Genomic DNA, 15,508 nt, shown 5'->3' with positions numbered 1-15,508 from the left:
CGTTAACTGTATCGTGGATAACACTATCTCATGCGTGCGTCTCCGCTCTCAGCGATCGCCGTCGCCGCCCTCCTCGTCTTCGCGGGCTGTAGTGGACTTCCAGGCACGGGTGAGAACGAACCGACACCTGACGCGTCTCCCAGCGATTTCCCGAACGCGTCGGCCATCGACCAGTCGGTGTTCGATAGACACGCGACTGCGATGGGCAATACGAGTTTCACGCTCACGACCGTGAAAAACCGGACGGACCGCAGTCCCCCGTTCAGGGAGGAGAACTTCACGCACATGAACGATACGGGCCGGATTCTCGCCGAGCCCGGCGCCTCTCAGTACCTCGGACACACCAGCGGCTACTTCTCGGGGAACGGAAGCACCTATTCGAACGGAAGCGTGGCGTACGTGCTGTCGCGGGAAAACGACTGGACGGAAGTGCGGGATCTCACCCACCGGTCGATATTCAACGAGTCTGGCGAGCACTATCTCTGGCGTGGATTGTTCAACAACGACAGCGGAACCCAACACGATCACGCGGCGATCGACGCCACCTTCGAGCGCGAAGGCGTCGAGACGTTCCGGGGCGTTCCGGTGATGCGGTACGAAGCCACCGGCGTCGACGCGCTGTCCGACTCGTGGGCGGGAGGCGAGAACGCGAGTTCGTGGTACGAGGAGTTCTCGGCGACGCTCCTGCTCGACGAGGACGGCGTCATCCGCCACTACGAGTACGAATTCGTCTGGACCGAGTACCACACCCGGAGGATCGCGGAGTCGTACACCCTGTCGGACGTCGGGAGCACCGACGTCGAGAAACCGGACTGGGCGGCGAACGCGACGGCGGGGTCGTAACGACTCGGCTCGACCGACAGTGTCGCCCGCCAGCGCTAACTGTCCGTCGGCCCTGTGACTCCCCATGGGACTGATCGCGGAGTTCCGGATGACCTCCGAGCGGCTGCCGCTGGTCGACGTAGCGGAGGGGGTGCCCGAGGCGACCGTCGAGTTCGAGTCGGTCCAGGGGCGCCCGTCGGGAGCGCCGACGTTCATCGTGCGGGTCGCGGGCGCCGACGCAGACGCGGTCGAGGCGGCGTTCGCCGACGCCGACTCGGTGAGCGACCACTCGCTGGTCGTCGCCGACGGAGGGACGCGGCGCTACCGCTGTCGCCCGACCGGCGGCCCGCCGACGGACCTCGAACTGCTCGCGGACAACGGATCGATCCCCGACCGGGTGCTCGCCACGCCGAGCGGCTGGGAGGAGCGGCGCTGGTTCGCCGACCGCGAGGAGTTCGACCAGTTCCGGACGTTCTGCCGGGCCAACGACTACGGACTCCGGCTCGACCGCCTCGTCGAGGCCGACGAGGGGCCGGACGGGCGGGCGGCGGGTCCGTTCGGATCCGGCGACCGCTCGCGGCCGCGCGAGATGACCGCCGCCCAGCGGGAAGCGCTCGTTACCGCCCACGAGATGGGCTACTTCGACACGCCGCGGACCGCCACGATGGCCGACGTGGCCGACGAACTCGGGGTCGCGTCCGCGTCGCTCTCCGAGCGGTTGCGTCGCGCGCAGAACCACCTCGTCGCGGCGTTCCGCCGGGCCGACGACGGGATAAAACCCCGAACAAATTAGGGCACAGGCTACGGGGACGTGGTCACTACGGGTTCCTGTGACCGACGACACGCTACGGACGGACGGGCGCGGGGCCGCTATCGAGGCCGGGGGCGTGGAACTCACCTACGCCGACGGGACGGAGGCGGTCAAGGGGATCGACCTGACGGTCCCCGAGGGCGAGTTCTTCGGCTTCCTCGGCGCGAACGGCGCCGGAAAGACCACGACGATCAAGACCTTCGCGACGCTGCTGTCGCCGACCGCCGGGTCGATCACCGTCAACGGCTTCGACGTGCGACGCGAACCCCGCAGGATCCGCGAGACCATCGGCTACATGGCCCAGGAGACCAGCGTCGACGAGGAGCTCACCGCCCGCGAGAACATCCGCTTCGCCGCGCGGGCCTACGGCGTCCCCAAGAGCGAGCGCGAGGACCGGATCGACGAACTGCTCGATCTGGTCGACCTCGCCGACGTGGGCGACAAGCGCGCCGGCGAGTTCTCCGGCGGGATGAAGAAGCGACTCGACGCCGCGACGGCGCTGGTCCACAGCCCGCCGCTGGTCTTCCTCGACGAGCCGACGACGGGGCTGGACCCCAAAGCGAGAAATCGCCTCTGGGAGTACTTCGAGCGCATCAACGAGCGCGGGACGACGCTCTTTCTCACCACGCAGTACCTCGAAGAGGCCGACCAGCTCTGCGACCGCATCGCCGTCATCATGGACGGCGAGATCGTCGCCACGGGCTCGCCCGCGGAGCTGAAACGGCGGGTCGGCGGCGAGATCCTCGACGTCGATATTCCGGCGGGCGAGGACGCCCGCGAGCGGGCCGCCGCGATCGCCCGCGAGGGCGACGTCTTCGACGCCGACGCGGACGTGACTGTCACCGACGACGGGATCAGCGTCACGGCCGAGCGGGCGCGCGAACACGGGACGGATCTCCTGGTCGCCCTGCGCGACGCCGGGCTCACCGTCACCGGGTTCAACATCCGCGCGCCGACGCTCGACGACGTCTTCCTCGCGATCACCGGCGAGGAACTCGACTCCGAGGACCGGTCGGCCGACGCCGCGGACGTGACGGGACCGGAGGTGAGCGCCGAATGAGCGACGCCGCGGGGGACGCGGCCGCCGACGAAGCCCGAACCGACGGTGGGCACGCTCGGCCGACGCCGTCGAGCAACTCCTTTGTCAGCGACTTCTGGGTGAACTTCGTCCGCTGGAACCTGAAGGCGGTGCGCAACCCGTTCGTGGTCGTCGGGTCGCTCGTCCAGCCGATCATCTTCCTCGTCCTGTTCACGCAGGTGTTCGGCCAGATCGCGACGAGCGCGATCGGCGGCGGCAGCGCGGGGGGCATCACCTACGAGACGTTCCTCCTGCCCGCCATCGCGATGCAGGTGTCGCTGGCCGCCGCCGCGGGGTCGGGGATCGGCCTCGTCAACGACATGGAGGAGGGGATGTTCGAGAAGACGCTCGTGATGCCGATGAGCCGCTCGGCGATGTTTCTGGGCAAGACCGCCGCCGAGATCCTCCGGATCGTCGTCCAGATCGCCATCATCCTCGCGCTGGGTTCGGTGCTCGGCGCGAACGTCGCGACCGGACTGCCCGGCGCCGTCGGCATCCTCGGCGTCGGCATCCTCTTCTCGCTGTGGTTCATCGCGCTCTCGAACATCATGGCGATCGTCACCCGCGACCAGGAGTCGACGATCATCGGCGCGAACCTCCTGCAGTTCCCCCTCCTCTTCGTCTCGACCGCCTTCCTCCCGCTGAACGCGATGCCCGACTGGATCCAGGTCGTCGCGACGTACAACCCGATCACCTACGGCGTCGACGCCGCCCGCGCCCTCATGCTCGACCAAGACGTCATGACTGTCGTCGAGGTCACCCGGTTCACCGGCATCTGGAACACGCTCGTCCCCGCGATCGCCGTGCTCCTCGCGCTCGATCTGGTACTCGGCGGCGCCATGGTCTACCTGCTCAACCGCGCGTCGAGTTCGTCGGTGCAGTGATCTGTCCGGCGCTCCCCGCCGCCGACTCTCCCGGTCCGTATCGGCCCGCAGAACCGCTCTATCGAGGTCGCTTGCCCCTTCACGCAGAGCGTGTTTATACCTCGCACGTCTGCGGATCGTATGACAGACGACGGCGGTCACGACCGATTCGAAGGCGTCGACTTCACCGAGATGAACCCCGTGCTCGAAGATCTGTCGTACCCGGTGTCGACCGGCGAGTTCGTCGCCGACCACGGCGACCGCGAGCTCCCGCGGACCAACGCCGACCCCATCTCCGTCGGGGAACTGTTCTCCTACATGGGCGACGCGACGTTCGAGTCCGAAGGGGAGCTCCGACAGACGCTCCTCGGACAGATGCCCCGGGGTACCGGCGGGCGGACGAACTACTCCGACCGCGGCGGGTCCACCCCAGTCCAGACCGAGGCGGCGAAACGGGCCGGCGAGCAGACCGCCGCCGACCTGGAGCGGGGGGAAGCGACCGATCCCGACGTCACCCAGCAGTGAGCGGCCGGCCAGCGTGGTCCGTCGGTCTCAGACGCCGTCGAAGTCCGGGTCGTCCGCGTCGGGGTCATCCACGACTTCGACCTCGACGTCGTCACCGGCGAGTCCCAGTCGGGCGAACTGCGTGCGCACGTGTTCTTCCGCCGCCGCCAGCGCCGCCTCGCGCGTGTCGAACCCGCGGGTCGTCGGCGCCTCGAAGGCCACCCGCCGCTCCTGGCCGTCGATCCGCTGGAGCTGTCCGCCCGACTCGACCTCGTAGAACTCGTCGCAGATCCAGACGAACGGGGCGCCTTCGTCCGGCGCGCCCTCGAAGGTCGGCGGCCGTTCGCCGCGCTCGTAGAGGGTCCCCGTCAGCGTCGTCCCGCCCGCGTGGCCGCGAATCAGTAGCATATCCCCGATACTACGGGGCCGACCGGCAAAAGCACGCCGGGGATGTCGCGTGGAACCGGCGTGCTCGAAGTCGCTGTGACTGCAGTCGCCGAATTCACCACTCGAGATCGGCGACGACGGGGAGGTGATCGGAGGGGAACCACCCGTCGCCCACTACGTCGGCGGCGACGCCGTAGCCCGCGACGGCGCAGTCGGCGACGAAGACGTGGTCGATCTGCCGCTCGGGCAGGAGCGACTCGAAGTCGGTCCGCGTGGTCGACGGACCGTGGGGCGGGTGCGCGCTCGCCTCGCGCGCGTCGGCGAACGGGCTCGAACGGTCACTCGTGCCCGCGAGGATCCCGTGGGGCTCGTCGCCCGCTCGGCAGTTCAGGTCGCCGGCGACGACGGTGGCCTCCCGCCGGTCGGCATCGCGGAGTGCGGCGACCCGCTCGCGGAGCACCGCCGCGCCCTCGCGGCGGGCCTGTGGCCCCTCGTGGTCGAGGTGCGTGCCGGCGAACAACAGCGGCTCGCCGGTCCGGCGGTCTTCCAGTCGGGCCCACGTAGCGATCCGTGGGTAGGTGGCGTCCCACCCGACGCTGCCGGGCTCGTCGGGGGTCGGCGAGAGCCAGAACGTCCCGGCGTCGACGCGCTCGAAGCGGTCGCGGCGGTAGCCGACGGGACAGAACTCCCCCTCGCCGTCCCCGCGTTCGCGCGACTCGCCGACCCACTCGTAGTCCGGCAGCGCCGCGCGGAGGTCCGCGTACTGGTGGGCCAGCGGTTCCTGCAGCCCGATCACGTCGGGGCGATGAAAGCGGAGCGTGCTCGCGACGGCGTCGCGTCTTGCCGCCCAGTCGAACTCCCCGTCGCTCGCCACGTCGCGGCGAACGTTGTACGTGAGTACGCGGACGGCGTCGCGGTCCATACCGCACTGTCGGGCGTGGGGGACCTTCAGGGTACCGAGCGCCGGAGTCGACCGTGCGTGAGATACCGTTCAGTTCGTTGTGCGAAGATAACACTTAGACCACAAAGCACATTTGTAGGAATGTTGTCGTCTCAGTATGACTTCAACAGAGGAGACGTTCGATATCACTGGAGTCCCACGAAGGTCTGCGTACCTGTTTTTCCAGCTGGTGGTACTCTATCTCGTAGCGGTATTTAGCCTTACATGGGGTGCACTCGGACTGCCAATCGTGGTCCTTGCGTTGTTCCTCGCTGTCTATGTGACTTTGAGACAAGTTGAGGGAATTGTCGAAGATAGGCTCAACCGCTAACCCGCCGTCCGGCGTGTTACGTCTGCCCCCTGTACTGAGCATACGCCGAGCGAAGCGAGGCGTTTCACCGTCAGAGCGAAGCTCTGACGAGCCCGCGGTCGTTCGCGATGCTCACTCCCGCGGACACCGGACGCGAACGCAGTGAGCGTCCGGCTTTTTTCACCCATGTTTTTGCCGGAGGGGTGGGCGCGAGCGCCCATCCCTCCGGGAAAAAGATGGGCGGAAAGCGTTTCACCTCCCAGTACGACGTGGCGGATATGTCCGACCTCGGGGATTTCACTGATTTCGACGGCGACGACGACGCCGACGACGGGAGCGAGGCCGCGGAAGCGGCGACATCGTCGGCCTCGACGGCCGACGCGGACGGCGCCGCGACCGACGCCGACCTGTTCGACGCGGCCAGCGACGGCGACGACACCGACGACGACTTCGCCGAGATGGACGTGACGCCGGCGGGTGAGGACCACGGCGTCGGCGTCGTGTCGGCGACCGAGGGCCTGCGCATCAGCGAGGACGGCGAGGAGACCGAACTCCGCGCGTACGTCACCGTCGAGAACCGCTCGGACGTGCGCATCGGGAAGTACCTGCTCGTCCCGTACCAGGACGACGAGCGGCTGTTCTGTCGGATCACGGCGCTGGAGTACGCACAGGAGTTCCGCGCCGACGACGCGACGGAGATCCACGCCCGCCGTGCGATGCGACGGGGCGACATCGACGAACAGGACTTCAAGTTCGTCGCGACGCTCGACCCCGTCGCGGTCCTCTATTCGGAGGACGGCGAACTCAAGCGGCGGATGACCGACCGGGTGCCCAAGCCCGAGACCGTCGTCCGCGAGGCCACCGACAAATCGGAGATCAAGACCGGGCTGAAGATCCCGGAGGACGGCGTCTTCCTCGGGCACCTCTCCGTCGGGGGCGAGAAGGTCAAGACGGCGGCGGAACCTCCTACTATCGACTACCGGCTGAAAGACGACTACGAGGACGGCGACCCGCTGGTCTTCCGGCACACGCTCGTCGCCGGCGGGACGGGGTCGGGGAAGACCCACAGCGCCAAGAACGTCCTCCGGCAGTACCTCGCCGAGGATCGAACGTATCCCGTCGAGGACGGCGCTCGCGACGTGTCACCGGGGCTCGTGATGTTCGACCCGCAGGACGAGTACGCCCAGATGCACGACGACAACCCCGACCTAGACGACGCGTTCGCCCGCCGGCTCGAACGCGAGGGCATCGCCTACGGCGGCGTCGACGACACCGTCGCGTTCGTCCCGAAGGTCGAGGGGGCCTCCTACGCCACCAGCGACCACCGCGCCGAGCAGGTGGAGTTCACCATCCCCTTCTCGATGGTGCAGGGCAACCCCTGGCTCATCGCCGGCTCCAGCCTCAACGGCAACCAGTACAACGCCCTCCGCCTCCTGCTCGACCGCTTCTCCCGGGACTACGGCGCGGACGGCACCTACCAGCAGTTCAAGACGTTCCTCGACGACCCCGCGCTCCGGGAGGAACTCGACGAGACCGGTCGCGTCCACGAGGCGACGTTCAACGCGGTCAAGCGCCGGGCGCTGGGCTTCGACGGCATCTTCGACCAGGACGCCCGCCCGATCACCGACCGCATCCACGAATTCGTCCGCGCGGGCGGCATCTCTGTCGTCCCGACGTACCACATCAACAACTCGCGGACGACCGTCACCGTGGTCCTCGCGCTCGCGGCGCTCATCGTCGACCAGAAGCTCTCGAACGACCCCGAGTACGAGCGCATCAAGCACACGCCGCTCGTCCTCGGCCTCGACGAGGCGCACAACTTCCTCTCGGAGGTCGACAGCGTCCAGGGCGAGCAGATCATCGGCAAGTTCACCGAGGCGGCCAAACAGGGCCGCAAGGAGCGCCTCGGGCTGTTCCTCATCACCCAGGACCCCCAGGACATCGCTGACCCGGTGTTCAAACAGATCAACTCGACAGTCGTCCTGAATCTCGGGGACGACGACGCCATCTCGGCGGTGAACATCCCGGCCAGCCTCGAACAGAAGGTCCCCTACATGGAGAAGGGCCAGAAGGTCGTCTACTCGCCCGACAACTCCGAACCGGTCGAACTCGTTGGCCTCTCGAAGTGCCTGACGAACCACGAGTAGGACGAATGCGGGTTTGACCACCGACCTCGTCCGAACGTTTTTCCGAGATATCGACCTATCCATTCGTAATGGCGAGCACGACGCAACCCGGAGGGGACGAGCGGAGCGACGAGGTCCATCTCTGGCGCGAGGGGGATGTCTGGATCGCGAAAGACGTAGAGACGGGTGTCGCGAGCCAGGGGGACTCTCGCGGTGAAGCGCTGGAGATGCTGGACGAGGCCGTCGCGCTCCACGAGGGCGAGGCCGGCCGTCCCGTCACGGACGCGGATCTGGAAGAACTGGGTATCGACCCGGATTCCGTTCCGGGCGATCCCGGTCAACCGGACGCGCCGTGGTTCGACGCAGCGGAGTAACGTGGCACGGTCGACGTTCTCCGGCCGAGAGATTTCGAAGGCACTGACCGAGATGGGGTACGTTCCCGTCGACCGGACGGGCAGTCATCTGAAACTTCGATACGTCCACCCCGAAACTGGCGAAGTCAGGAACGTGACTGTCCCTATTCACGGCGAAGTCAACTCCGGGACGCTCCGGTCCATCGCAGATCAGTGCGGCGCCGACGAGTTCGACGCGTGGTGCGAGTGGATCGAAGACCTGCTCCGATCTATCGGTGTTCGGCCCTCTAATCACAACGGCGTCAGCTCGGTCACGCCCGCGTCGGTCGCCTCGGTGAGCGCCTCGCGGGCCTCGGGCTTGCAGGTGAGGTAGACGACCTGCCAGCCGGAGTCGACCAGATCGCCGAGCACCTCGGCCTGCCGTTGGAGCCGCTGGGGATCGGCCGACAGGAAGGCGTCGTCCATGAGGAAGAACCCGTCTCGCCCTTCCATCAGTCGGCGGCCGAGCGCGACGCGGACCGAGAGGTATAGCTGGTCGCGCGTCCCGCGACTTAGCTCCGCGGGTGAGAGCCGTTCGCCGTTGGCGAGTTCGACGGCGAGCCGCGACTCGTCGGTCAGGCCCACGTCGACGTAGCGGTCGTCGGTGACCCGCCGGAACACGTCCGCCGCCTCGCCGTCGGCGAACAGCGACGCCATCTTCTCGTTCTCCGACTCGGCCATCTGTTCCAGCACCGCGGCGGCGGCCCGCGAGACGTCCGCGTCGGTCTCGACGGCGTCGACGAACCCCTCCAGCCGGTCGCCGAGGTCCGCCAGCGCGCCGAGGTTGGCGACCGCCAGGTCCAGCGGCTCCCCGCAGACCGACTCGAAGCGGATCTCCGCGGTCCGCTCGGCGAATCGGTCGAGCTGTCGACGGTGCTCTCGCAAGGCGGCTTCGAGCTCCTCGTAGCGTTCGTCGGCCGCTTCGGCGCGCTCGCGGGCGTCTTCGAGCTCCTCCTCTGTGAACTCGCGGTCGGCGTCGAAGTCGATCTCGGCGCGGCGCGCCTCCAGGGCGTCCGCGGCGGCGTCGACCACTTCGCGGGGCTCCTCGGCGTCGATGTCGAGCCACTTGCGCAGGACGCCCGTGTTCGTCTGGACGACCTCGGTGTGACTCTCGCGCTCGTCGCGCAGGTCGGCGATGGAGGCGCGCACCTCCGTGGGGTCGTAGGCCTCGATACCGACCTCCGCGGCGCGTTCGACCACGGCCTCGCGGTCGGCGTGGAGCCGCGCGACGGCGTTGCTGGCCGACCGGTAGAGCGCGAGCGCGGCGAGCGCGACGACGCCGAAGGCGGCCGGTCCGGCGGCCACCAGCGGTGGGTCGCGGATCCCCAGCGCCAGCGGGACGGCCCCGGCGACGACGCCCGCAGTCAGCGCCGCCAGCGTCGCGCGACGACACCAGACCTTCCGGCGCTCGAACTCGTCTTCGCTCCCGGTCGCCAGGTCGTCCAGCCGCGACTCCAGCTCGGAGAGCTCGGCGTCGCCCGGCAGCACCGATCGCTCTTCCAGACTGCGCTCCAGCGCGCCCTTCGTCTTGACGAGCTCCTCGTACTCCTCGCGGGCCTGCGCGGCTTCGAGCGCCGCTACGTCGGCCTCGGCGCGCTCGCGCTCGCGGGCCGCCCGGTAGTAGTCACGCTCGATAGCGTCGAGGTCTTCGGAGTCGGCGCGCTCCAGGTACGACTCCACATCGTCGAGCAGCGACGCGGCGCGTTCGTGCTGTTCGGCGGCGTCGTCGTGCTGATTCGAGAGGTTCCGCCGCTCGGGCGTGAGCCGACCGCGTTCGAGGACGCGGTCGCGGACGGTCTCGATGTCGCCGGTCCAGATGCCGACGATGCGGTCGGTGACCTGCCGGTAGAACGCTCCCTCGTCGAGGACGCCCAGGTCGCCGTCGCGGACGACGAAGACGTTGCGGAACTCGGCGGGCGTCAGCTCGAAGTTGTAGCGCTCGGCGTACCGATCGAGCAGGGTCTCGCCGTTCGAGAGCTTGTGCTCGCCCTCGTCGCCGTCGAGGACGACGTAGCCCTCGGGCCGCTCGTCGATACGCGGACCGGCGACGCGGCGGTCGCCCGTCAGCGTCCGCAGGAGGCACTCGGTCAACAGCGTCTTCCCCGACTCGTTGGGGCCGTAGACGACGTGGGCGTCGTCGAACTGGAGCGTCTCGCGGAGCGGCCCGTAGCGGTCGACGTGGACCTCGCTGAGCTTCACGCGTGTGTCACCTCCCCCGCGGCGAGCAATTCGGCGAGCGACTCGACCAGCCGCCGCTCGACCTGTTCGCGGTCGTCGACGTGCTCCCAGCGATCGAGGTCAAGGTCGTCGAGGCGGTCCACGAAGTCGGCGTAGATGGGGTGGTCGAGCACCGCCGCGACGCCGCGGGTCTCGTTGACGACGGTCGCGGGTCCGGCGGCCGCGTGCAGGCGCTCGTCGAAGGTGCTCTCGTCGAGTTCGGTGAACCCGTCGACTCGGACTTCCAGGTCGCTGCGGTCGGTGTCCTGGCCGTCGATCCACCCCTCGATGCGGTCGATGACCTCGTAGCCCTCGCCGGGGGTGACGGTCGCCTCGAAGCGGTCGCGATAGTAGGTGTCGAGCGCGACCGGCTGGACGTTCGCGTCGTCGGTGTCGACGACGACGGCGTGGCGCCGGCCGGTCTCCGCCCAGGAGTGGGAGACGGGCGATCCGGGGTAGATGAACAGGCCGCCGTTGGGGAGTTTGCGCTGGTAGAGCTCGGCGTGGACGTGGCCGGCGAGGACGAACTCGTAGCCCAGTTCGCCCAGCGTCTCCGTCTGGACGGGGCAGTAGCTGGGGGCCTCCTCGCCGCCGGTCGCGCCCGCGCCGAACCCGGCGTCGAGCGTGCAGTGTAGGCAGAGGACCGCGTCCTCGTGGGCGCGCTCGCGCAACTCGAAGAACAGATCGTCGCCCAGTCGCTCGCGGTAGGGGACGCCGACGACTTCGCCGCCGTCGACCTCCGCGACTTCGAACGGGTCGGCGGAGAGGACCCGGAAGTCGGGGCCGAACTCGACGTTCTCGCGGAAGGCCGCGACGTCGTGGTTCCCGGGGACGACGAGCACGTCGAAGGGGTTGTCGGTGAACCGCTCGCGGAGTTCGGGGCGGAGTTCGTCGGCGGCCGCGGCCGAGTCGAAGCAGTCGCCGCCGACGGTCAGGGCGTCGACCTCCTCGCGCGCCGCGGCGTCCAGGAGGGCGTCGAGCGCGTCGACCGACCGCTGGCCGCCGCGCCCGAGGTGGAGGTCCGCGGTGTGGAGTAACCTCATCCGTACCCCCGTCTGGTGGCGGCAAGCGACTTAAGGATTGGTTACGAGACCGACAGAATTCCGGCGGATCGACGGGTCCGGACGCGACTCAGAGCCGCAGCACCTCGGCCTCGTCCCAGCGCGGGGCGAACTCCCTCCCCACGTCGGCGGCGAACTCGGGGTCCTTGAGGTCGATGACGGCGAAGGTCTCGTCCTCGATGAGCGGGTGGGGCACCTCGATGCAGACCTCGGTGTCGTCGATAATCTCGAAGGTCCCGGTGACGTTCGCGCTCGTCCGCGTCTCGAAGCTGTCGTGGGGCTGGAGCGTCTCGCGGTAACGCGTCCCGACCGCGTCGGGGAGCGTGTCGACGAGTTCGGGCGTGAGCAGGACCGACACCGACACGCCGCGTTCGAGCGCCTCCTCGAGCGCGGCGGTGATGCGAGCGGACACGTCGTCGATGTCGAACTGCTGGACGGGCTCGGAGGCGACGACGACGATGCGCTCGTCGGCCGCGGTCAGCCGCTCGACCAGCAGGTCGAGAGCCTCCTGCTGGCCGACGCTGGCCGTCCAGAACGGTTCGTCCACCGGCTCGCCGTCGTCGAGTTCGTCGACCAGGTCGTCGACGATGTCCTCGTACTGCTCGGCCTGCTCTTCGAGCTCGCGCCTCTTGTTCTCCAGCAGCCGATCCAGCGCGGTGTCTGTCTCGACGGCGACGTACTTCTTCGGCCGACTCGCCGTCTGACTCCGTGCCAGTTGCTGGGTCTCCAGGCTGTTGAGCACGTCGTAGATACGCCCCATCGGTACGTCGCTCGCCCGCGAGAGGTCCTTCGCCGTCGTCGGTCCCGCCTCCAGGAGCGCGCGATAGGCTCGCGCTTCGTACTCCGAGAGGCCGAGGTCTCTGAGACTCGCCATTGCCAGCACCTCGAACCGCGACAACAAAAAACAACGGGTAAATTTACGACTCGCGGGTCGCTCGGGCGGCTCACCCGGTGAGCAGCGATTCGAGGGCCGCGGGGTCGGTCGCCTGCCCCTCGCGCTCGCCGTCGGCGAGGACGACCGCTTCGCCGTCCTCGGCACGGCCGTCGTCGGGCGAGACGACGGATTCGTGGTCCGCCAGTCGGAGCGCGGCGCGGTGGAGGTCGCTACCGGCGTCGGTCCCGACGGCGACGACGCGCGGGTCGCGCAGTCGCGCCACGGCCGAGGCGTAGGCGGCGACTTCGACGCCCATCCGGTCGGTCGCGCCGGCGAAGGCCGCGAGCGCGTCGTGTGCGGCCTCGTGGTAGCGGTCGTCGTCGGTCAGCAGCCAGCAGTCGATCAGCGCGTCGGCCACGTCGACGTTCGTGTCGAGGGGATACAGCGGGCGGTCGAGCAGTCCCGTCCCTTCGCTCGTCCCGTCGGCGAACGCGCCGGACTCGTCGCGCAGCGCGTCGAGGGCGTAGTCGGCCACCGCCCGCATCGGGCCGGGTTCGCCCAGCACCGACGCGCTCGTCGTCAGTCCCGACAGCACCCGAGCCTGCGAGGACAGGAGACCGGCCTCCCCGACTTCGCCGGTCTCGGGATCGCCGAAGTGGACGACCGCGCCGTCCTCGCCGACGAGTTCGGCCAGGACGTGGTCGCGGGCCCGCTCGGCGTAGCGGCGGGCGCGCTCGTCGTCGGTGTAGGCGGCGAACGTGAGCAGTCCGTCGACGGCGACGCCGTTGTGCCCGGCGAAGACCGTCTGGTCGATCGGCGGCGCGTCGGCGTCCTCGCGCTCGGTCGCTTCCAGTCGGTAGTACGAATCGTCGCCGCCCTGGCTCGCCGCGAAGGCGTCGCCGGTCCACAGGTCGGTCGTCAGGTACTCGACGGTCCCCTCGGCGGTCTCGCGGTAGGCGTCCTCGCCCGTGTAGCGGTAGCCGTGGGCGAACGCCCGCACGAGCGCGGCGTTCTCGTCGACGAGTTTCTCGCGCTGGGGCGACGCCCAGTTGCGGTTGTGCGAGAAGCGGTAGAAGCCTCCGTCGTAGGTGTCGAACAGCCGGTTCTGGACCGCTTCGAGCGTCCGGGTCGCCTGATCCCTGGCCCGCACTAGCGCGAACTCGATGGTGCGGGGGAGCGGGAACTTGACGTCCGTGCCCCACCCGCCGAACTCGTCGTCGTAGGCCGCGAGCAACTGCTCGACCATGTGCTCCTCGACGCGCGCGGAGAGTTCGCCGCCCGGCGGGTCGGCGTCGCCGAGCTGGCGGGGGATCGACCCCGCGTCGGCGCCCTTGCCGTCCCACGTGCGGCGGACGGCGTCGAGGATCTCGCGGAAGCCGTCGATCCCGAGGAAGGTCGCGCCGGTGATCACCTCGCCGTCGGGCGTCGTGAACACCGTCGAGGGGAACCCGCCCATGTTGTAGCGGTCGCGGATGCGCGGGTGGCGGTCGACGTTCACCCGGACGGGGACGAACCCGTCGTTGACGTTCGCGGCGATGCGGGGCTCGGAGTAGGTGGTGCGGTCCATCTCCAGGCAGTCCTCGCTCCAGGGCGCCCACAGCGAGAGCAGGACCGGCTTGCCCGCCCGCTCGGCGGTGGCGAACGCCTCCGCGCCCCACTCGCGCCACTCGACTTTCGTCTCGACCGCTGAATCGTCCATACCCGAACTACGTGCTTGCGCCGATAAGGGCTTTCAACTCTCTCTGACCGGGGTGAATTCGACGGTGGCGCGCGCTGTCGCGCGTGCCGAGCGACAGCGAGGCCGCGCGGCGGAGCCGTGCGAGGGATGACTGAGGGAGCGTAGCGACCGAGGGAATCGGTTGGGGAGGTGTGAGGCGCGGTGCTGTGCGGTTGCGGGTCCTGGTGGACTGAAAGGGCGAGGCGGGCTCGCGTTCACTTCAGTCGTCTGAGCGACCCCTATCCGAGCGGTGCGAGGTCGACCGAAGGGAGACCTCGAGTGCGAACGGGGAGCGGAGCGACCCGTGAGCGCAGCGAGGGTATGTCGCTCAGCGACCGCGAGCGGGCCGAGGGCTTTCATCGCGTGTTGCGGACTGCCGTTTCGACTGCTAGCGAGCGCCAGCAAATAATCACACCACCACTTACGTAGAAGACTTATCCCGAATCCGCTGTCTCGTCCGGTATGGACCGGTCCCGCCGAGCCCTCCTGGCCGCGCTCGGTACCGCGCTGTCGGCGTCGATCGCCGGCTGTTCGGGACCCGAGAGCGACGCGGACACCGCCGGACGGACGCCCGACCGCTCACAGCCCTCCGAAACGCCGGCGACGCGGACGGAGACGGCGACGAGAACGAACGCGGCGACGCAAACGGAGACCACGGCACCCGGGCCGGTCACCCTGGAACCGGGCGAGTCCTACGCCACCGACACCGGCTGGGAACTGACGGTCGAGCGCGTCGCGGTCCAGATAGCTGTCGTCGAGTACGGACCGACCCACTGGGACCCGAACTGGGCGGAAGAGGGTCAGTTCGTCGTCGCAGACGTCGCAGTCTCCGGCGAGGACGCCCCCGACCCCGCGGACCTGCACGTCACCTGCCGAACCGACGCAGCCGACGGGAGCGGACCGGTGTTCGTCGCGGCGGATTCGAACGACGACGACGTCCGCCAGCGAATCGGGTTCGAAGTCCCGGCTTCGCCCGCGCCGGCGGCGGGAGCGATCGTCTGGACCCCAGACGACGGGCCGGAAGTCCGGTGGGTGCTCTCCGACGACCGACTCGCGACGATCGCGCGACCGCCCGAGTTCGACCTCCGTGAGTTCGGGGTCGAGAACGCCCCCGGCGACGAGGTCGCGGTGACGCTGACGGTCGCGAACACGGGCGCCGGTGACGGGACCTTCCTCGCGGAGGTGGGCGACGCGGCGATGTCCGACCAGCCCGAACTGGCCGTCGAAGTTCCCGCAGGCGAGACGCGTACCGTGACGCGACGGGTTCGCTTCCAGAACGTCTGGAACGACGGCGACGACGAACCGGCGACCGTCGTCCTTCGCTACCGAGAGACGCGAATGGAACGGACGCTCGAAGCGGCCGACGGAACCGCGACCGACTCGCAGACGGCCACTGACCGATAATC

Annotated in this window: 15 protein-coding genes and 1 pseudogene; 10 read left to right on the top strand and 6 right to left on the bottom strand. The window is 68.9% G+C overall.

What is annotated here, in order from left to right; all coding sequences use genetic code 11:
* Positions 1–30: 30 nt before the first annotated feature.
* The 5 genes from ACMGFH_RS15490 to ACMGFH_RS15470 all read left to right on the top strand — a co-directional run bounded on the left by ACMGFH_RS15490 (position 31) and on the right by ACMGFH_RS15470 (position 4,099).
* The gene (locus tag ACMGFH_RS15490) at positions 31–843 is read left to right on the top strand and encodes a hypothetical protein (RefSeq protein ID WP_415379347.1); all 813 of its coding nucleotides are present in this window, start codon (positions 31–33) and stop codon (positions 841–843) included.
* A gap of 64 nt (positions 844–907) precedes the next feature.
* Positions 908–1,615, top strand: a complete 708-nt coding sequence (locus ACMGFH_RS15485; RefSeq protein ID WP_415379346.1) for a helix-turn-helix domain-containing protein — start codon at positions 908–910, stop codon at positions 1,613–1,615.
* A gap of 37 nt (positions 1,616–1,652) precedes the next feature.
* Complete coding sequence (locus tag ACMGFH_RS15480; protein WP_415379345.1) at positions 1,653–2,693, top strand: ATP-binding cassette domain-containing protein; 1,041 nt, start codon at positions 1,653–1,655, stop codon at positions 2,691–2,693.
* Positions 2,690–3,595, top strand: coding sequence for an ABC transporter permease (locus ACMGFH_RS15475; RefSeq protein WP_415379344.1), 906 nt, complete (start codon positions 2,690–2,692; stop codon positions 3,593–3,595). Before ACMGFH_RS15480 ends, ACMGFH_RS15475 begins: the two co-directional genes overlap by 4 nt.
* 120 nt (positions 3,596–3,715) lie before the next feature.
* Positions 3,716–4,099: a hypothetical protein gene (locus tag ACMGFH_RS15470; protein WP_415379343.1), complete on the top strand. Its 384-nt coding sequence runs from the start codon at positions 3,716–3,718 to the stop codon at positions 4,097–4,099.
* A gap of 27 nt (positions 4,100–4,126) precedes the next feature.
* On the opposite strand, the gene ACMGFH_RS15465 is transcribed toward ACMGFH_RS15470, so the two are convergent.
* Both ACMGFH_RS15465 and ACMGFH_RS15460 read right to left on the bottom strand, forming a co-directional pair.
* Positions 4,127–4,486: a hypothetical protein gene (locus tag ACMGFH_RS15465; protein ID WP_415379342.1), complete on the bottom strand. Its 360-nt coding sequence runs from the start codon at positions 4,484–4,486 to the stop codon at positions 4,127–4,129.
* A gap of 94 nt (positions 4,487–4,580) precedes the next feature.
* Complete coding sequence (locus ACMGFH_RS15460) at positions 4,581–5,387, bottom strand: endonuclease/exonuclease/phosphatase family protein (RefSeq protein WP_415379341.1); 807 nt, start codon at positions 5,385–5,387, stop codon at positions 4,581–4,583.
* A gap of 136 nt (positions 5,388–5,523) precedes the next feature.
* Here ACMGFH_RS15460 and ACMGFH_RS15455 point away from each other — a divergent pair, with 136 nt between their 5' ends.
* The 4 genes and pseudogenes from ACMGFH_RS15455 to ACMGFH_RS15440 all read left to right on the top strand — a co-directional run.
* Entirely contained in the window at positions 5,524–5,736 is a 213-nt protein-coding gene (locus ACMGFH_RS15455; protein WP_415379340.1) for a hypothetical protein, read from the top strand.
* Between the two features lie 257 nt (positions 5,737–5,993).
* Positions 5,994–7,862, top strand: a complete 1,869-nt coding sequence (locus ACMGFH_RS15450; RefSeq protein WP_415379339.1) for an ATP-binding protein — start codon at positions 5,994–5,996, stop codon at positions 7,860–7,862.
* 68 nt (positions 7,863–7,930) lie between these two features.
* Entirely contained in the window at positions 7,931–8,215 is a 285-nt protein-coding gene (locus tag ACMGFH_RS15445) for a type II toxin-antitoxin system HicB family antitoxin (protein WP_415379338.1), read from the top strand.
* Position 8,216: 1 nt separating this feature from the next.
* A pseudogene (locus ACMGFH_RS15440) lies at positions 8,217–8,453 on the top strand (type II toxin-antitoxin system HicA family toxin); the annotation flags it as partial.
* 32 nt (positions 8,454–8,485) lie between these two features.
* On the opposite strand, the gene ACMGFH_RS15435 reads toward ACMGFH_RS15440, so the two are convergent.
* The 4 genes from ACMGFH_RS15435 to ACMGFH_RS15420 form a co-directional block, all read right to left on the bottom strand.
* The gene (locus ACMGFH_RS15435; protein ID WP_415379337.1) at positions 8,486–10,432 is read right to left on the bottom strand and encodes an ATP-binding protein; all 1,947 of its coding nucleotides are present in this window, start codon (positions 10,430–10,432) and stop codon (positions 8,486–8,488) included.
* Entirely contained in the window at positions 10,429–11,493 is a 1,065-nt protein-coding gene (locus ACMGFH_RS15430; RefSeq protein WP_415379336.1) for a metallophosphoesterase family protein, read from the bottom strand. The genes ACMGFH_RS15435 and ACMGFH_RS15430 overlap by 4 nt, the downstream gene beginning before the upstream one ends.
* An 88-nt stretch (positions 11,494–11,581) precedes the next feature.
* Positions 11,582–12,385: a TrmB family transcriptional regulator gene (locus ACMGFH_RS15425; RefSeq protein WP_415379335.1), complete on the bottom strand. Its 804-nt coding sequence runs from the start codon at positions 12,383–12,385 to the stop codon at positions 11,582–11,584.
* 70 nt (positions 12,386–12,455) lie between these two features.
* Positions 12,456–14,084, bottom strand: a complete 1,629-nt coding sequence (locus tag ACMGFH_RS15420; RefSeq protein ID WP_415379334.1) for a DUF255 domain-containing protein — start codon at positions 14,082–14,084, stop codon at positions 12,456–12,458.
* A gap of 480 nt (positions 14,085–14,564) precedes the next feature.
* On the opposite strand from ACMGFH_RS15420, the gene ACMGFH_RS15415 reads away from it, so the two are divergent.
* The gene (locus ACMGFH_RS15415; protein WP_415379333.1) at positions 14,565–15,506 is read left to right on the top strand and encodes a hypothetical protein; all 942 of its coding nucleotides are present in this window, start codon (positions 14,565–14,567) and stop codon (positions 15,504–15,506) included.
* Positions 15,507–15,508: the final 2 nt, after the last annotated feature.

Origin of the sequence: Halosimplex rarum (assembly GCF_047715405.1) — an archaeon.
Lineage (GTDB): Archaea > Halobacteriota > Halobacteria > Halobacteriales > Haloarculaceae > Halosimplex > Halosimplex rarum.
The sequence above is the reverse complement of the archived record's forward strand: the minus strand, read 5'-3'. Positions and strand labels throughout refer to the sequence as shown.